Raw genomic sequence first — 15,974 nt, forward strand, 5'->3', positions numbered from 1 at the left:
CAAGCTCAGCTGACACTAGAGTAAACAACGCCCCCTTCTAGGGGGCTAATGCAAAGTCACCTTCTAAAGAAGGTGGTTTTGCATTAGCTCCTCGAAGGGGCTCTATCGACTCCAGTGTTTTCCTGTCACTATCTTATCCAAGATAAGCGCGACATAAAGTCACGCCTACAGAGCAAAAAATCTTTGTTGGGAGAGTTCACCTCTCGCTAATTCAATCCAAGGCCACAAATTTAAAGGCAAAGCCTAATTGATGATAACCACCTACTGAAGTAGGTGGTTTAAGGCTGAAAATCAAAGCTATATTCATTACAACCACAATGCACCTACAGCGATTTGCACTTTCCAGCAGGTACCAACTGGGTAGAATGGCGCCCTAGCTAACTGCTTTAGGAAACTGTGGATTTAGCATACTTAGATGCGGGAAAACGCAATTTTTACCCTGCTGTTTGGCATTGTAAAGGTGCTTGTCTGCGAGTGCGACAACACTTAGATCATGTTCATTCGCGTAGATCAAGGTAGATGCACCAATGCTAACGGTAAGATAATGAAAAGGCGATTGCGCATGTTCAATTTTCGCGTTGTAACATTGAGAGCAGATCCGCCCAGCGACTTCCAGCGCACCCGCTAAATCTGTATCCGGTAACACCACGACAAACTCCTCACCACCATAGCGACAAGCAAAATCTGTTGGCCTCAATATTGAGCTGGTAATGATCCGTGCAACTTGTCGCAGTGCTTCGTCACCTTTTAAATGGCCATAATGATCGTTATAGCGTTTAAAACAATCAATATCTAACAGCAGCAGCGCGGTGTCCTTTTGGTTACGAATACTGGCACTTTCGAGCTTTTTGATGTGTTCATCGAAGTACCTGCGGTTATAGACTCCTGTAAGGCCATCAATAAACACTAACTTCATTAAAAAATCCCGCTGGTACTTGATGGTTAAATGGACCTTTAAGCGGTTTTTTAAAGTTGTGGGGTTCACAGGCTTAGTAATATAATCCACGGCTCCAGCATCCCAACATGCATCTTCATCTTTTTGCCCAACAATAGCAGTTAAAAAAAGAATGGGAATGTCGTGGGTCCTTATATCTTGTTTTAAACGCCTACATACCTCTAAGCCGTCTATCCCAGGCATCATCACATCCAACAAAACGAGGTCAGGTAGCGTTTCTGAGCATAGTGCTAGCGCATCTTCACCTGAGGTGGCGGCAAGAATGGCATACTCTGGGCTTAATATGTTGTAGATGGACTGAATACTAATCGGCGCATCATCTACGACTAAAATCGTTGAGCCATGCGGATTAAACGCAGTTTCACCGTTTAGCGTGTTCATGTGATTTTTTCTCATCCATTAGCGTATCCAGTTCGGACAATAATGCTGCGGCTTCTCTAAATTTAAGCTTATTGAGCGCAATTGCAAGTTTATCTGACAGATCTGAAGAAGTTTGGCGTAATCTCGGTAACACCAAACTGAACGTTTCTAGCGCATGCATATTAAAATTCTTCACCTCCTCCTGGAGTTGTTTAAATTTTTGCGCAAAATCATCACTGCTGTATGGTATGTCGAGAGTGTGTGTTGTGCTAAGCAGTAAGTTATGTAACTGTTCACATTGTTGTGTAGCAAGAGCTAAATCGCGATTAAGAGTCTCAAGTAGCGCAGCAGACAAAGCTGCCAGCCCTTGCTCAGACAGAGTTTGTTCAAGCGTTTGTGCGGTACGTGATAGCGCACTAAACCCCAATGAAGCCGCAGTGCTTTTCAAGGTATGAAAGAGCCGTTTCAATTCATCTAATTCAGGAGTTGAGGCGAAAAGTTGTTGTTGATATTGCTGAAGATCTGCCATAAACAAGTCGAGTGAACGAGTGTAGGCGCTTTCGTTATTGTTAAAACGAGCCATTGCAGAGGTAATATCTAATCCTTGGTGTTGGCAATAAGTAGTGATATCCGGCGCCAATGTGGATACTTGCGCACACTCAGGGCTATCGTTGGCTACATTTGCCACTACTTTATTGTTTATCACACTTAATATCGTATTTACCAATGCCTCGACATCAATCGGCTTCCCTATATGCCCTAGCATGCCTGCCTCAAGGCACTTTTCTTTATCGGAAGGCAGGACATTGGCAGTCATGGCTAAAATAGGCAAGGTACTGAATTTCTCTTGACACTTAATCCGTTTGCAAGTTTCGTATCCGTCAATACCTGGCATTTGAATATCCATTAGCACAACATCGAACGTGATTAAGTTGTTTTCTAGCTCCGTCAATGCCTGTTGGCCACTTGCCGCCATTGTCACTGCCGCACCTTGTCCTTCTAATAGGGCGCGCGCAATCAACTGATTTGTCGGGTTATCTTCAACCACCAAAAGCCGCAGCCCAAAGAGTGGCAGCTCGCGCGAAGGAGAGAGCTTGGCATTTGAACTGATGGCGTTAGCATAAGCTTGCAATAGCTGAGTTCTTGTGACAGGTTTGGTTAGGAAGCCATCGAATAAATCGGTATTGTGCCGGAACTTTTCTGTCATTTCCTCTTTACTGAAGGCTGTGAGCATAAGTAGTATCGGCATTTCATCTTGTGGTGTGACTCTTCGAATCGCTTTGGCGAGCTCCCAGCCGTCCATCTCCGGCATCTGCCAGTCTAAAATAACGATATCAAAAGCTTCGTTATGATTGCGAGCTGACTGATAGAATGGCAACGCATCTTGGGGATTGGAGGTAGCTGTGACTTCCCATGCCAGTTGGGCTAACGTGTCGCACAAGATCTGTAAGCCAGTTTTATTGTCATCCACCAGCAGCACACGAATAGTCTTGTCGGGTCGAGGTAGCGCAGTGGCTTTTTTTGCTGCTGCGGGATTAACCCATATATCGCAGGTAAATTCGGAACCTTGGCCCTGTTTGCTCGCAACATTAATGTCTCCGCCAAGTAAATGGACATACCTTGTAGCGATAGTCAAACCAAGCCCAAGTCCACCAAATGCCCGAGAGGTGGAATTATCAGCTTGATTAAACATGTCAAAAATGGCTTGGATATCATTTTCTGATATACCAATCCCAGTATCTTTAACGCTTATTCCTAGCCTGATGCGGTCATTCGCTGTCGTTTCAATCACGAAAATTCGAATAATAACTTCGCCTTGTTCGGTAAATTTAACCGCATTACTCCCCAAGTTTTGCAGGATACGTTTTAACTTCTGACCATCTGTGCGAATAATATTAGGCACGTCTCTTTCTACAAAATAATGCACTTCAACGGGCTTCGCAGCGACCAGGTTGTAGAGTTGTTCGCCCACTTGCATGAGGACGTCGTCCAATGCAATATCTTGCTCGACTAATTCGTCGCTGTTATTTTCTAGACTGATAAACTCTAGAATATCGTCTACGATAGAGGTGAGAGAGCGAATGGCTTGTCTGGCTAAGGACAGGTTGGGCTGTTTAGCATTATGATTATCGCTTGTATCAATCAGTTGCAAGCAGCCATTGATAGCATTCAAAGGTGTTCTTATTTCATGGCTTATATTTGCAATAAAGTGGCTTTTTGCCTGATTTGCAGCATCAGCTTGATGCAACGCCATTTCCAATTGTTTTTCTTTTTCAAGCAACTCAGAAATATTCTTGGCAGCAATGAAAATAGCAGGCTCATTTTCAAATGTAATTAGGCAAGCGGACACCAGTTTAGGGGAGAGTTGATTTCCTGCACGTTTGAATGCGGCATCAAAAGTAGATTGTCCATGCTGTAGTATTTTTTCTCGAATATTGCCCCATGACTCACCCTGGCGAGGTTCTAGAAATGTACAAATATGATGGCTTCTCGTTTGTGGATTGGATATGCCAAGCGCTTCTTGTGCGTAGGGATTGCAGTAAAATATTGTGCCTTCCATTGTTATCCAAAGCATAATGTCTTTTGAGTGGTCGAGCACGGCCCGCAGTAAAGTTAATTCCTTCACAAGCTGCTTACTTTGACTGATATCGTTGGCAATAAAGACGTAGCCATCAATGCCCGCCATGCGAGAAATGGGGGCAATATTAAGTTGAGTAGCAATGTCTTGGCCGGATTTATTTTTCATTACAGCATGAACGGACACATACCTTGAACTCTCAGACGATTTCATCATCTGCTCAATAAAATCATCAGGCAGTTTGTTGCCAATGAATGAAATGTCAAAACTGCTGACATTCAACAGGCTCACCACATTCATTGTGTGAATGACCTCTTCTTCGCGATATCCTAGTAAACTGCTGGCCATGTGATTAAACAGTAAGACCTCACCATCAATCGTAGTTTTAATAATGGCAAAATTGGTGTTGTTTAAGATGCTGTCTTCAAAAGACATTTTTCCGACGAGTTGATCAGATTTGCAGAGCACATCTTGCTTAAGGGCATTATTGGTTTTAACAAGTTCATTTTGTAAATAGGTCACATCCGTTGCATCGTGTACCGTAAGCGTTGCACCCGTAAATTCGTTATTAATATGAATGGGGGAAAAGTTCAAAGCTAAGTAACGTGCTTCAACGGATGGGTCAGCTTGATATTTTATGCTCAGGTTATTGACCACCTGACCATTGGCGACCAGTTTATACACTGCAATGATTTTATCGGTTGCAAGTGAGCTGGCCAGCCAATTGATAAAAGGCTGGTTTAAAGAAGCCGGTGTGTCGAAGCCAAAAATTTTCTCAGCCGCTTTGTTCCACTGATTGATAGTAAATTGACTGCTCAGCGCAATTACGCCGTCGGATGCGTTATCAACTACAGCGGCGAACGCGAGCCGCTGCCTAAGTTCAGCAAGACGATGGCGTGAATAATGAATGATGGCAGCGAAGAATACGGCAATGAGCGCCGTCAGTAAGATGACTTGCCAAAATGCACGTGTAGCATTCTCAAGTGGTAAATGAGTAAAAAATCCATCAAGTGGGTTTACGTAGACTAACCATTTGCGCCCAAATACATTCACTTCTCTTGTCGCAGACAGTGCCTCAGCATTGTCTTTAAACGCAAAGTCACCATAAAAATCAATCGGGTCATTGGTAGTGGTATCTGAAATGGCGATTGCCAGCAGATTGGCTTTACTAAATACCGCGTCCAAAATTTCATGGATGAGCAAAGGTGCATAAACCCATCCTACCAGTTCTTCTTGGTTCGTTTGAGCCTGATGGTTGAATATGGGATGGAGCAGTAAAAACCCGTGTTTAATTTTCTGACTCTCCTGCACCAGTGTAATAGGGGCGGTGAGTTGTGTTGTCCGCGATGTTGCACTGATAAGTGCGGCTTGGCGGCGAAAATATTCTGATCCAATATCTAGGCCTACCGCTAACTGGTTATTCGCCTCTGGCTCAATATACTGGATAATCAAGAGCGGGTCGCTTGGGGAGTCAAGTTGCTTTAAGGTAAAGTGGCCGTCTCGTTCCAAGCGAGCCGATTGCAAAAAGGTGTCGAGCGTAGCTGCAGGCACTTTTTTTATTATGCCAAAACCGCGAGCACCCGGAAATTCTTTGGCATAATCTCTGCTTGCAAAGTACTTAAGGTGGTTTTGGTAATCCAATTTATCAAAACCAAGCGTATCAACAGACGCTTTTAAACCTCTTAGACCATATTCATACAGTTTGACTGCCGAAGCAGTATCACTAACGATTTTATCTAGTTCTCGTGTCAGATGTTCTGCAATGATGTTGTTATTGCGCTCACTAATCATCCGCTCCACATATATGGCAAACAGCGAACCAATAATAACGATAAAAACAGGAATATAGAGAAGTGCTTTAGATTGAGTTAAGCGCAAATGTGACTCCTATCATAAGGTGCATTGCTCCGCGTCTGCATAATGGCCTCATCAGGACCATAGTCATTTAAATTAAAGACTTTTTTTACTTACCCGCAAGCTATGTGAAAAATATAACCTATGATTGAGATAGTGCGAGTCAGAATTTTTACATAGGCTGGCAAGTTTGGCATTTAAACAAGGAGACTCAAGGTGCTGTTTGCAAATGTTCCTGAATCGGCGAGTAAAATCCTGATAGTGGATGATTCATTGACTAATATCTTGTCTTTGAAAGAAATCTTACATGACTGTGGTGATATCTACTTCTCCGACTCAGCGAAAGAAGCACTTGCGTTGATCCCATCCATTGTTCCAGACTTAATTCTGCTCGACATTGAAATGCCAGAAATGGATGGTTGGCAACTGTGTCAGACCTTAAAATCAATGCCCAAGTTTACAGACATTCCAATTATATTTATCACAGGCCACAGTGATAAAGACTATGAATCTATTTCTCTTGAATTGGGCGGCATGGATTTTATTCATAAGCCATTTAACCCCAAGATCTGCAAGTTACGAGTGTTTAACCAGTTAAAAATCAGGCATCAAAACAAATTAATTAATAGAGCAAAGGAGCAGCTACAGGCTTTGGTGAGACAGGTTCCCGTGCTTATCACCTACTGGAGCACAAATTGGCTGTGCCTGTTTTCCAACGACTACAGTGGCAGTTGGTTTAACGTGAAAAACACGGCAGGTTTGAAGTTTCCGCTCGAAGAAGGCTTCCCAGATGAACTGGCCTCAACAATAAAGCAAAAGGCCCATCAAGACCACGCGCAAAAATATACCGTCAAGACCATTGTGCAGGGTGAAACGCGCTTTTACCAAGTTTTTCAAACACCTGTTGAGCATGAGCAGGTGCTTGATGGTTTTCTCGTCACTGTGGTGGATATTTCTGAGCTTAAATTGGCAAAACAGGCGTTATATACAGAAAAAGAACGGCTGCGAGTGACGCTTAATTCCATTGGTGATGCGGTAGTGGCGACGGATATGAGCGGCGTTGTGACTTTTATGAATCCCATAGCTGAGCGTATGACTGGATGGCGATTTAAAGAGGCCATAGGTGAAAAGATTGAAAAAGTGATGCCACTGCGCGATGCAAGCTCAAAGCATATGCTCACTAACCCTATCTATTTGGCATTGCGCGAGCAACGTACCGTTGCAATGGCGTTAAACAGTGAGCTCCTCTCGCTTAACGGCCAAGTCTTTGCAGTAGAGGATTCAGCTGCGCCAATCAGGGATGAAAACGGTACAATAATTGGGGCCATTATGGTGTTTCATGACGTCAGCGAAGCTATGGCAATGGCGATAAAGATGAGCCACTTGGCCAATCATGATCAACTCACGGATTTACCAAATCGAATTTTGCTCCAAGACCGCTTAGTGGTTGCCTGTGCTAGTGCGAAAGCCCACCAGCTGAAAGCCAGCGCCCTGCTGATTGATATTGATAATTTTAAATATCTAAACGATTCACTGGGTCATCAAGCTGGCGATGAGTTGATCTGCCTGATGGCAAGTCGGCTGAAAAGTTTTATTCCCCAATCGTATACGTTAGCGCGGTTAGGTGGGGACGAATTTGTGATTTTGATGAATGACATTAACTCCGCTGAAGCGGCGTCAACTCTTGCATCGACTTTACTGGAAGCGATGCATGAACAGTTTAGGCTTAACGACCAATATTACAGTGTGTCCATCAGTATTGGGATTAGTGTGTTTCCCGATGATGCGCCAGATCCAGAGCAATTAATGCGTCATGCTGACGTTGCGCTGTATCGCGCCAAGCAAGAGGGACGCAACCGTTACAGCTTTTTTTCTGACGAATTAGAGTCTGCTTTAATGCAGCGTCATGAGCTAGAAAATGTCATTCGTCATGCGCTCAAACATGATGGATTGATAGTCCATTTTCAACCTAAGTTTGATTTAGTGTCCAAGCGTATTGTGGGTGCTGAAGCGCTCGCGAGATTAAAAGACAGGACTGGTAAGCTGATTTCGCCTGCTTCCTTCATACCATTGGCAGAGGAGTCAGGCTTAATTTTAGAACTTGGCCGCCAGATGTTAATGAAATCCTGTGTTGTTGCTAAAACACTTGAGCTGAAAGGTTTGGCTATCCCAATTTCTGTCAATGTTGCGGCTGCGCAGTTTCGTTCAGACGACTTGGATGCACAGATCAATACCGCACTGGCTGAGAGTCAATTACCCGCGCAATTATTGGAATTGGAAATAACGGAAACGGCATTAATGTTAGATGCTGAATTGACACAAACTAAACTGGAACAATTGAAAAATTTAGGTATTTCAATCTCTATTGACGACTTTGGCACAGGTTATTCAAGCTTAGCCTATCTGAAGAAATTCAATGTCGATGTGATGAAAATCGATATGTCGTTTGTACACGATATGCTCCTTAATAAAAATGACTACGAAATTGTGAAAACTATTATTTCTTTAGGGCAGTCAATGGGGTTGAAATTGGTTGCCGAAGGGGTTGAAAACCAAGCACAGTGTGACGCATTAGTCGCGTTAGCTTGTGGTACTGGGCAGGGCTACCTTTTTAGTAAACCCCTTGCTACGGAAGAATTTATTAGTTTTTGTAGTAAAGAGATGTGTTAAACCATGCCGAAAATCAAAAGCTTAAGAATGTTTAACAAGAAATGGCTGCCATTTTTCGGGCTTGGGATCTTAGTTTCTTGCGCCGTGGCATTGTATTTTGCCTTTTCAAAATATGCTTACACCGAGTTGCTCACCCAGCAGGCAGAACAGTTAAAAAATAGTAATAGTGCAGTATACAAAGCGATGACGTCTTCGCTTAATGATGTTAGGCGTAAAGTCGAGTTTTTACATGCTACCCCGCCAGTGAGTGGCATTGCAAGGGCATATCTCAATGCTGGCGTTGATCCGGCCGATAGCACCACGCTAGCGCAATGGCGTAAGCGCTTAGAAACGATTTTTGTCGCTTTTATTCAAAGTTATCCTGAAGTAAAGCAAATAAGACTAATTGGGCATGCAGATAATGGCCGTGAGATTGTCCGGGTCGACCGTCGCGATGGCAAGGTCGTCATTACGCCAGAAGCCTTGTTACAAGCTAAAGGGTCAACAAACTATTTTGCTGATATTACCAAGTTAAATGCCAATGAATATTATGTGTCGGATATTACGCTTAATCGTGAGCACGGTGTGGTCGAAACCCCAATTTGGCCGGCTTTAAGAGTTGCAAAGCCCATATTCGACGAGAATTATAAATTCTTCGGCTTTCTGATGGTGAATATCAATGCATCAGAGTTACTTGATACCCTTCAATCTACAGTGAATCGAGAAGGCCAAGCACTGTATGTTTTAAATGACGCGGGATACTTCATTTCGTCGCCCTACGAAAACCAAAATTATGGCTTTGACCTTGGTAATTCCGAGCTTCGTTGGCAGGTTCTTACGGATACCACAGAGCCCCCTCTGTCTGGAAAAGTTCAGGCAGCTTATATTGATAATGTTCGCCATTTAATTTTGGCCAGTCGCGTGTATTTATCGACCAAAGACAGTCGCTCATTAACCTTTGTAACTGGTATTTCTAATATTCAAATTCAAGCGCTGTGGGAAAAACAGCGAGATTATATTATTTTTATCATAGCCATTATAGTGCTGGTGGTTGTGGGTATTATCTATATTTACCAAAATTACTTAGATAAGCTGCTTAAGCTCTACAATGATCAATCTCGCTATGAGGCTTTAATCTCAGGTTCTTCCGATGCTATTTTAAATATCGATGAAGATGGTAATATTTTAAGTTGTAATGATTCAGCATCCTATTTATTTGGATTAAGTGAAAAGGAAGCCAAGCAGAAAACAATTGGCGATATTCTCGGCCGTAACAGTACTGCCCAAAATCTCGATAATGCACTGTTGTCAGGTGTTATTAAGCAGCGCAGTGCTGTTGCGTTAGAGCTAGATATTGAGCTGTCCAACAATAACACGCGTACATTAAATATTAATTTGTCACCGGTGACGCCAAAAAATGAGGCAATACAGCCAAGCGTTGCAGCGATTATTCGCGATGTAACAGAGGCAAAGAGCTATCAACACAAAATCATCGCTATTAATGAATCACTTGAGCAGCAAGTATCTGAAAGAACAAAACAATTAGCACTTGCGACGGAACAGGCACAAGAGGCAAATAAGACTAAAAGTGCTTTTGTTGCCAACATTAGTCATGAGATCAGGACGCCGCTCAATGGTATTGGAGGTATGTTAGAGTTGCTTAACCGCGAGGCGTTAACCGACAAGCAATCCAGTTACCTTGGTATGGCTAAAGCCAGTGTTGCAACCTTAACTGTACTTATTAACGACCTACTTGATTTAACTAAAATAGAGTCTGGAAAACTTGATATTGAGCCTAATCCATTCAATCTCATTGAAACTGTGAGCTCTGTGATTGCCACGATGAATTTAAAAGCGCTAGAAAAGGGACTAGCACTCTATGTCGATTTTACCGATGTGCAACATGAGAACTTGATAGCAGATTCTTACCGGCTCAAACAGATCATTATCAACTTGCTTGGCAACGCATTAAAATTTACAGATTCTGGCCATATATTGATAAAAGTGGGTACCAAACTAATTGCCACAGATGTAGTTGTGGACATTGCTGTTCACGATACTGGTATGGGGATCTCAAAAGCGCAGCAGCAAAAGCTGTTTAGGCCATTTACTCAAGCAAGTGCTTCGATTGCAAAGGACTTTGGAGGGACTGGGCTTGGCTTGTCGATTGCAAAACAACTGGTCAGTTTAATGGGTGGCGAGATATCTGTGCAAAGTAGCGAAGGACAGGGGAGTGTGTTCAAATTCACAATTATCGCTCAGTACGACGAGAATGCGGATTACAAAGCTGTCGCACCAGCATTGGCCGCGGTGAAGTGTTATGTTTTAGTCAAAGAACACCTCGAAAGAGACATCATACTGCGGCAATTAAAGGCGTGGCAATGTCAGGCAGAGGAGCTCAACTCAGTTGAGGCGTTTTTTGCGCTTACAGATGAGTCATTACCTGATTTAATCATTAGTGATAATGCATCTTTAAATGACAAATTTGCGCAGTGGCATGCGCAGAAAGCAGAAACAAAAAAGTGTAAGCTGATACTGATAAAAGATATCCATGATATTGAGCCGCAAGTACATGAAAGTGAGCGTTGCGTTTATCAAGAGCGGCCAATCTTGCCCATTTCACTACTTATGGCGTACAAGACACTGCGGCATCCAGAAATACAGTACAAAGCCGTCTCAAAGCCTACCGCAAGCATAGTTCACAAGCACACCAACTCATACCGAGTATTGATTGTGGATGACAATGAAATCAATCGATTCGTTGCGCAAGGCTTGTTGGAAAAGCATCCCATTGTGAGCCTCATTGCCACCAATGGTGAAGATGCGCTCCATGTGATGCGGGAATTGAAAGACGCTGAGCGGCTCGATCTGGTGCTAATGGATTGCCAGATGCCAATTATGAACGGTTTTGAAGCCACTGAACGTATTCGCAAAGGTGAAGTTGGAGAAGCGTTGCAAAATATTCCCATTATTGCGATGACTGCAGGTGCAATGGCGGGAGATAAAGATACATGTACCCAATCTGGTATGAATGATTTTATCTCTAAACCGCTTGATCCCGTGATATTTGAAACCAAAGTATTGCACTGGTTGAGCACAACGAAACAGTTTGATGACGAAAGCTGCAAGACTTCGGTGTCGTCAGGCTAGGGTGGTAAAGCAGGGTTTTATCGACCTCGGCCACTTAGTTGCGTGTATGGTTAATCGTTAAGCTAACAATACCTAGAATTAAAGCCACTTACTGTTCAGCTCAATACGCAAGGCGCGCGCGATTGGGTAGGCGAGCATGAGCATAGATGTGAATAGATTGAGTGATATCAAGCCTTGAGAATAAATAACGTTCAGCAAATTGGTATCGAAGACAACTCTGTCCGCATAGCGAAGTAGTTGCAAAACTACAGAAACCGCGGATAGATAACAGATATAGCGTGTGACTTTGGCCAGCTCACAACCTTTGCGATTATGGAAATGGACGATTGCCGCAATAGCGAGCAGTTCATGCACACTGAAGAAGATGTAATACAGCTGTCGTTTCCCCATCACACTCATATCGGCAGCCAAAATAGCATCGGATGCAAGTCGGCCAGTGAAATGAAAAACGGTTGCAACTGCGACCAGAACAAATAAGGAGTGCTCAACTTTTTCCACAACATTGTCAGCTGGCTGACCAAACAGTAAAGTTTTAGTGGAAACGACGGCAAAACAAAGCAGGGAAAACAGTGCTACAAATTTACTTGAAATAAAAATCCAGTCTAGTGTCACTGCCAAAGTCATATTCTACCGTCTGTGATGTGATCTAATCGGTTAGATTACATTTACTGCTGCTTTCGTCTTTATAGACTATTGGTGGTTCAACTCCGCCACCACCGCCACCTACGCCACCAAATATAGTGGACAAGCGTTCTGAATCGAGAGTTTTCAATTGCTTACTATTATGCTTCCGATTAAGAAACGCGGCGAGGTTACTACATAAAGCGGCTTTTGCAAGTTTTTTTGTATCCATTTAGATTGCTCCTATTGATAAACGCACTTCCAGCTTATCAGATTGAAGAGCAATTGCATGCATTTTGTACTTAAATTGGTTGCAAATTGTGTAGAGTGAAACACCTATTCTTTTGATGCAAAAGCTTGTGAAAACACCTAACCCTGATACCACATCAGGACAAACTGCCCATGCTCAGGTGTGGCGACCCACCACAGGCCTTGCTCTTTACACAAGTAAACTTGGTAGTGGCGCTGTAAGGAGGCGTAACGTAAGCCATTACTGGGCCACCAACTCGGTAACTGGGTTGGTAAGTGATCTATGTGTGTGCTTGCATAACAGGGTTTCGGCAGCCAATTTGTGCCTTGCTGGGTTTGTAAGCGAATAAATACGCGATTACTATCGAGATTATATTGCACTCGTAAAAGCTGACTGTCTTGCGGTAGCCAAGTTGGCAGCCAGCCTTTTTCTTGTAGCGCTTGGGCTTTTGCTAAAGTGGCATATTGTTCGTCAATTTGCTCCGTACAGGCACTAAGCCAAGTAGTCGCAATGAGTAGGCCCATCTTTGCAATGCGCGATAGCTCTGAACTGTAACGCAGCTTAATCTGCGATGGAAGTGCTAACACAAGAGGCTCCTAACTCAGTCTAATGACGACGATTAGAAGCCTAGCAAAGTGACGCTGAATCTCAGGTGACCAAAAACAGTTCAGTTTGACTCAAGTTCAGTTTGTAATTTATGACTCAGTGCCGCTAGTGCGGCGATCTTTTCCCGTGCCTCTGCCAATTGCGATTCTTCAAGGCCAGCTGCTATACCTTGAGCCAGCAGGCTTTCCAGCTTTGCGATTTTAATTTTACTGGCCGCGACAAATTCATGTTTTAACTTATCTTGCTGTTTCTGTTGGTGCCGCTGATAGGCTTCATGGTCATCTAAGTCACCTTGATACGCATTGCTAAGATGCTGCTCACTGCTCTTGGCAATAGGGGGTAAATAAATGATGGGAGACGAGTCAGGCTCTGGTGTTGCTTGGGGAGTCGTCTGAACTAGCGCTATAGCATCCGGCTGCAGCGCCTCAACTTGAACAAGAGCTGGTGCAATCTTTGCTTTGGGCTCTGCAATTGCTGCGAGTTCATGCGCGGCTGTCCCAGAAGGGTCCCGCGCGCTTGTTGTCGTGGGCCACAGCACATAACATCCAGTAGTAAAACTGATGATTAAAATCAGTAACAAGCTAACTTTCACTGCATTCATAGCGATGCGTCCTGTTGCTGCCGCCAATTGGCAAAACGTTGTTGATAGGCCGCTTGTGCCATGGCGGTGAGCAGGGCTTCACGGGCTTGATAGCGAACCGTCTCGCTGCTTAGGTCATAATAGGCGTAACTGCGGTTGCCGGTTTTTATCAGCAGCCATTGACCTTGTGGGGTTCGGATCGGGTGTGACAAAGTGTGTGGCGGCAAATTAAAGGCAACATTTTGCGACCAATTATTGCGGCTCTTGGCTTTATTGAGGCGCCCTTGAGCTGCGACAAATAACTGCTTATCGCCAAGCGTAGCAAACGAAACCTCGGGACTTTGATTGAGTTGCTCACGAAACGCCAATGCCTCGGCTTGGCTATCAAAGCTTGCACCCTCGGCTTCAACTTCGGCAACATAACGAAAGTCTGCTTTATGGGCATGATAGTATGCGGCAATTTGTGCTGTTGAGACTTGCTCAAGTAAGGCTGTCAAGTAAGGACTTTTCTCGCTGTGCATCTGCTGTTTGACACCTAAATAGGCCAGCATAGCGGGGCGTAGCACCTCAGCTTGGCTGAGCTCAAATAACGCATCTAAAGTAATTTGGCGTTTGTCTAACTCAGGTTGGAGGCGAGCTATGATTTGCCTATAGTAGTTGCGCCGCTCTAATTCGTGATGTAGTACCCGTACATCACCTTGATGAAGGGCGAAGCGCATTTGCATCGAAAGTGTGCTGACAATATCCGCCAAACTGCATTGCACTGAGGGTAATTGCAGCTCGACCTGTGCCAGTTGCTTAAGCTGGTCGGCGCTATATTGCCCAGTTGCTGGATAAGAGCCAAGTTGCGCCATCAACCAAGGCTTATCAAAAGTCGCTAAGTCATGGTCACTAAGTGGATTAACGCTGGGAAAAGTAAAGTTATGCTGGAGCAAGTCTAGCATATAACGCTCGGTATGAAATTGAGTACTAAAGCCAACCTCTGCCTGACGAGTTAAAAAGTGTGGCGCTAAGCGATGTGCTTCGGCCAACAAGAAGCGGTTTTCACTAACACGATGTAATAACTCGTCTTTACTCAGCATTTGTCCTTGCGCTTGATAGGCTTTATCCAACAAACCCAATATTGCAGGAGTGGGCTTAGCCCACACCATAAATGGCAGGAAAAGACCTGCCAACAAAGTCAATAACCAAGGCATTAACGCGCTACCATGGCATGGTTAAGCAAATGTACAACCATGGCAATTGCGTGCGGGATCACTTGCTTGCCGGTTTGCACACGGTCGTAATGATCGGTTGAATTTAATACTATGCCGCCTTCAGCATAGGAAAACGCGCCGCCTTGCGTCAGTAATGGGCGGATATCACTGCTATTGCTTGGCACCGCAGAGAAGTTGGCCATCGCCGCTTTTACCAATTGGGTATCGTTCAGTTTTTCTTGGTCATAATAGTCTTTTACCCAGCTTTCCCAACTTGAGTGATTTAAATCTGAAGTTGTCCAAGTGTGGTGAGGTTGCAGCAAATCTGTGGTGTGAAACACAAACCCCAAGATCTGCGGCTGGCCGCTTTGCAGATAGCTTTGGTACCAATATTGGCCTAAGTTATCGATAGGCTGAAAGGGGATCTTTTCAAAGTCTTTATACATGCTGTAGCTAGATTGGCTGTCGATACGATAATGGGCTTCAGTAATACCGTAGCTATTGTATTTACTGTCGTCAGCGCCAAACCAACCAGTTTGTCCGCCTTTGCCGTCGTCAAGATGGTCGCCTTTAAGCCAAGTTGCAGCCATAGTGTCAATCGCACCCCAAACCGTCAGTTTGTCGTAATTATAGCCGCCAAAGTCGTTACCATGGGCATCGGCACCTTGGGTATGGTTTTGAAAATGCCAGTAGCTAGTGTATTTGACGATACTTTCAGCGCTACCCCAAAGCGGCGCTTGTACACAGTCCCCTGTTACCGCACCACATAAAAAAGTATCTTCAAAATCATCTACGTCATAAGCTGCTTGACCTAACACATTGGCAAGCTGTGCCAGCGTCATACCATGTTGACTGGCATATTGCTGTAATTTACTAAATTGCGTGGTTTGCGGATTTTGCGCCATATAGTTAACCGCATCAATAACGATACGTTTATGTGTTTCTTGACTGAAAGCCTGTGCTTCCATGGTAAATAACGGCAGTAGCAGCGCGAGAGTTAATGTTTTTTTCATATTTGTACCTTAAAGTAATGGCTCTAAACCAGAGCGCGCCCAATTAGACGGCGTTTAAGTTACATTAGTATTAAATTAATGTTAAATAAAGGGTGTTTTTAGAGTTTATTCGATGTTTTATTAGTCAACTAAAATGCGATAGAATGGGTTGGTTTTGAGCAC

General features: G+C 43.9%; 10 protein-coding genes. 2 read left to right on the forward strand and 8 right to left on the reverse strand.

Annotated elements, in window-relative coordinates; genetic code table 11:
• Positions 1 to 373: 373 nt before the first annotated feature.
• Positions 374 to 1,336, reverse strand: coding sequence for a diguanylate cyclase (locus ACFOEE_RS14515; RefSeq protein ID WP_377125683.1), 963 nt, complete (start codon positions 1,334 to 1,336; stop codon positions 374 to 376).
• On the reverse strand, positions 1,317 to 5,771 hold the full coding sequence (locus ACFOEE_RS14520) for a response regulator (RefSeq protein ID WP_377125686.1): 4,455 nt from the start codon (positions 5,769 to 5,771) through the stop codon (positions 1,317 to 1,319). The genes ACFOEE_RS14515 and ACFOEE_RS14520 overlap by 20 nt, the downstream gene beginning before the upstream one ends.
• Before the next feature lie 192 nt (positions 5,772 to 5,963).
• Here ACFOEE_RS14520 and ACFOEE_RS14525 point away from each other — a divergent pair, with 192 nt between their 5' ends.
• A complete protein-coding gene (locus tag ACFOEE_RS14525) occupies positions 5,964 to 8,417 on the forward strand; it encodes an EAL domain-containing protein (protein WP_377125689.1) in 2,454 nt (817 codons plus the stop codon).
• A gap of 27 nt (positions 8,418 to 8,444) precedes the next feature.
• Positions 8,445 to 11,546: an ATP-binding protein gene (locus ACFOEE_RS14530; protein WP_377125692.1), complete on the forward strand. Its 3,102-nt coding sequence runs from the start codon at positions 8,445 to 8,447 to the stop codon at positions 11,544 to 11,546.
• 78 nt (positions 11,547 to 11,624) lie between these two features.
• On the opposite strand, the gene ACFOEE_RS14535 is transcribed toward ACFOEE_RS14530, so the two are convergent.
• The 6 genes from ACFOEE_RS14535 to ACFOEE_RS14560 all read right to left on the reverse strand — a co-directional run bounded on the left by ACFOEE_RS14535 (position 11,625) and on the right by ACFOEE_RS14560 (position 15,812).
• Positions 11,625 to 12,170 carry a hypothetical protein gene (locus tag ACFOEE_RS14535; RefSeq protein ID WP_377125695.1) on the reverse strand — a complete coding sequence of 182 codons (546 nt, stop codon included), beginning with the start codon at positions 12,168 to 12,170 and terminating at the stop codon, positions 11,625 to 11,627.
• A 22-nt stretch (positions 12,171 to 12,192) separates the two neighbouring features.
• Positions 12,193 to 12,399 carry a hypothetical protein gene (locus ACFOEE_RS14540; protein ID WP_377125698.1) on the reverse strand — a complete coding sequence of 69 codons (207 nt, stop codon included), beginning with the start codon at positions 12,397 to 12,399 and terminating at the stop codon, positions 12,193 to 12,195.
• A 137-nt stretch (positions 12,400 to 12,536) separates the two neighbouring features.
• Complete coding sequence (locus tag ACFOEE_RS14545) at positions 12,537 to 13,004, reverse strand: hypothetical protein (protein WP_377125701.1); 468 nt, start codon at positions 13,002 to 13,004, stop codon at positions 12,537 to 12,539.
• 80 nt (positions 13,005 to 13,084) lie between these two features.
• Entirely contained in the window at positions 13,085 to 13,624 is a 540-nt protein-coding gene (locus ACFOEE_RS14550; RefSeq protein WP_377125704.1) for a hypothetical protein, read from the reverse strand.
• A complete protein-coding gene (locus ACFOEE_RS14555; RefSeq protein WP_377125707.1) occupies positions 13,621 to 14,799 on the reverse strand; it encodes a peptidylprolyl isomerase in 1,179 nt (392 codons plus the stop codon). Before ACFOEE_RS14555 ends, ACFOEE_RS14550 begins: the two co-directional genes overlap by 4 nt.
• Entirely contained in the window at positions 14,799 to 15,812 is a 1,014-nt protein-coding gene (locus tag ACFOEE_RS14560; protein WP_377125710.1) for a phospholipase, read from the reverse strand. Before ACFOEE_RS14560 ends, ACFOEE_RS14555 begins: the two co-directional genes overlap by 1 nt.
• Between the last annotated feature and the right edge of the window lie 162 nt (positions 15,813 to 15,974).

Source organism: Pseudoalteromonas fenneropenaei (assembly GCF_042643375.1).
Classification (GTDB): domain Bacteria; phylum Pseudomonadota; class Gammaproteobacteria; order Enterobacterales; family Alteromonadaceae; genus Pseudoalteromonas; species Pseudoalteromonas fenneropenaei.

What these genes read in the sequence shown, in the direction of transcription:
- ACFOEE_RS14515 (WP_377125683.1), bottom strand. Translation starts at nt 1,336, where the DNA reads ATGAACACGCTAAACGGTGAAACTGCGTTTAATCCGCATGGCTCAACG.
- ACFOEE_RS14530 (WP_377125692.1), top strand. Translation starts at nt 8,445, where the DNA reads ATGTTTAACAAGAAATGGCTGCCATTTTTCGGGCTTGGGATCTTAGTT.
- ACFOEE_RS14535 (WP_377125695.1), bottom strand. Translation starts at nt 12,170, where the DNA reads ATGACTTTGGCAGTGACACTAGACTGGATTTTTATTTCAAGTAAATTT.
- ACFOEE_RS14540 (WP_377125698.1), bottom strand. Translation starts at nt 12,399, where the DNA reads ATGGATACAAAAAAACTTGCAAAAGCCGCTTTATGTAGTAACCTCGCC.
- ACFOEE_RS14550 (WP_377125704.1), bottom strand. Translation starts at nt 13,624, where the DNA reads ATGAATGCAGTGAAAGTTAGCTTGTTACTGATTTTAATCATCAGTTTT.
- ACFOEE_RS14555 (WP_377125707.1), bottom strand. Translation starts at nt 14,799, where the DNA reads ATGCCTTGGTTATTGACTTTGTTGGCAGGTCTTTTCCTGCCATTTATG.
- ACFOEE_RS14560 (WP_377125710.1), bottom strand. Translation starts at nt 15,812, where the DNA reads ATGAAAAAAACATTAACTCTCGCGCTGCTACTGCCGTTATTTACCATG.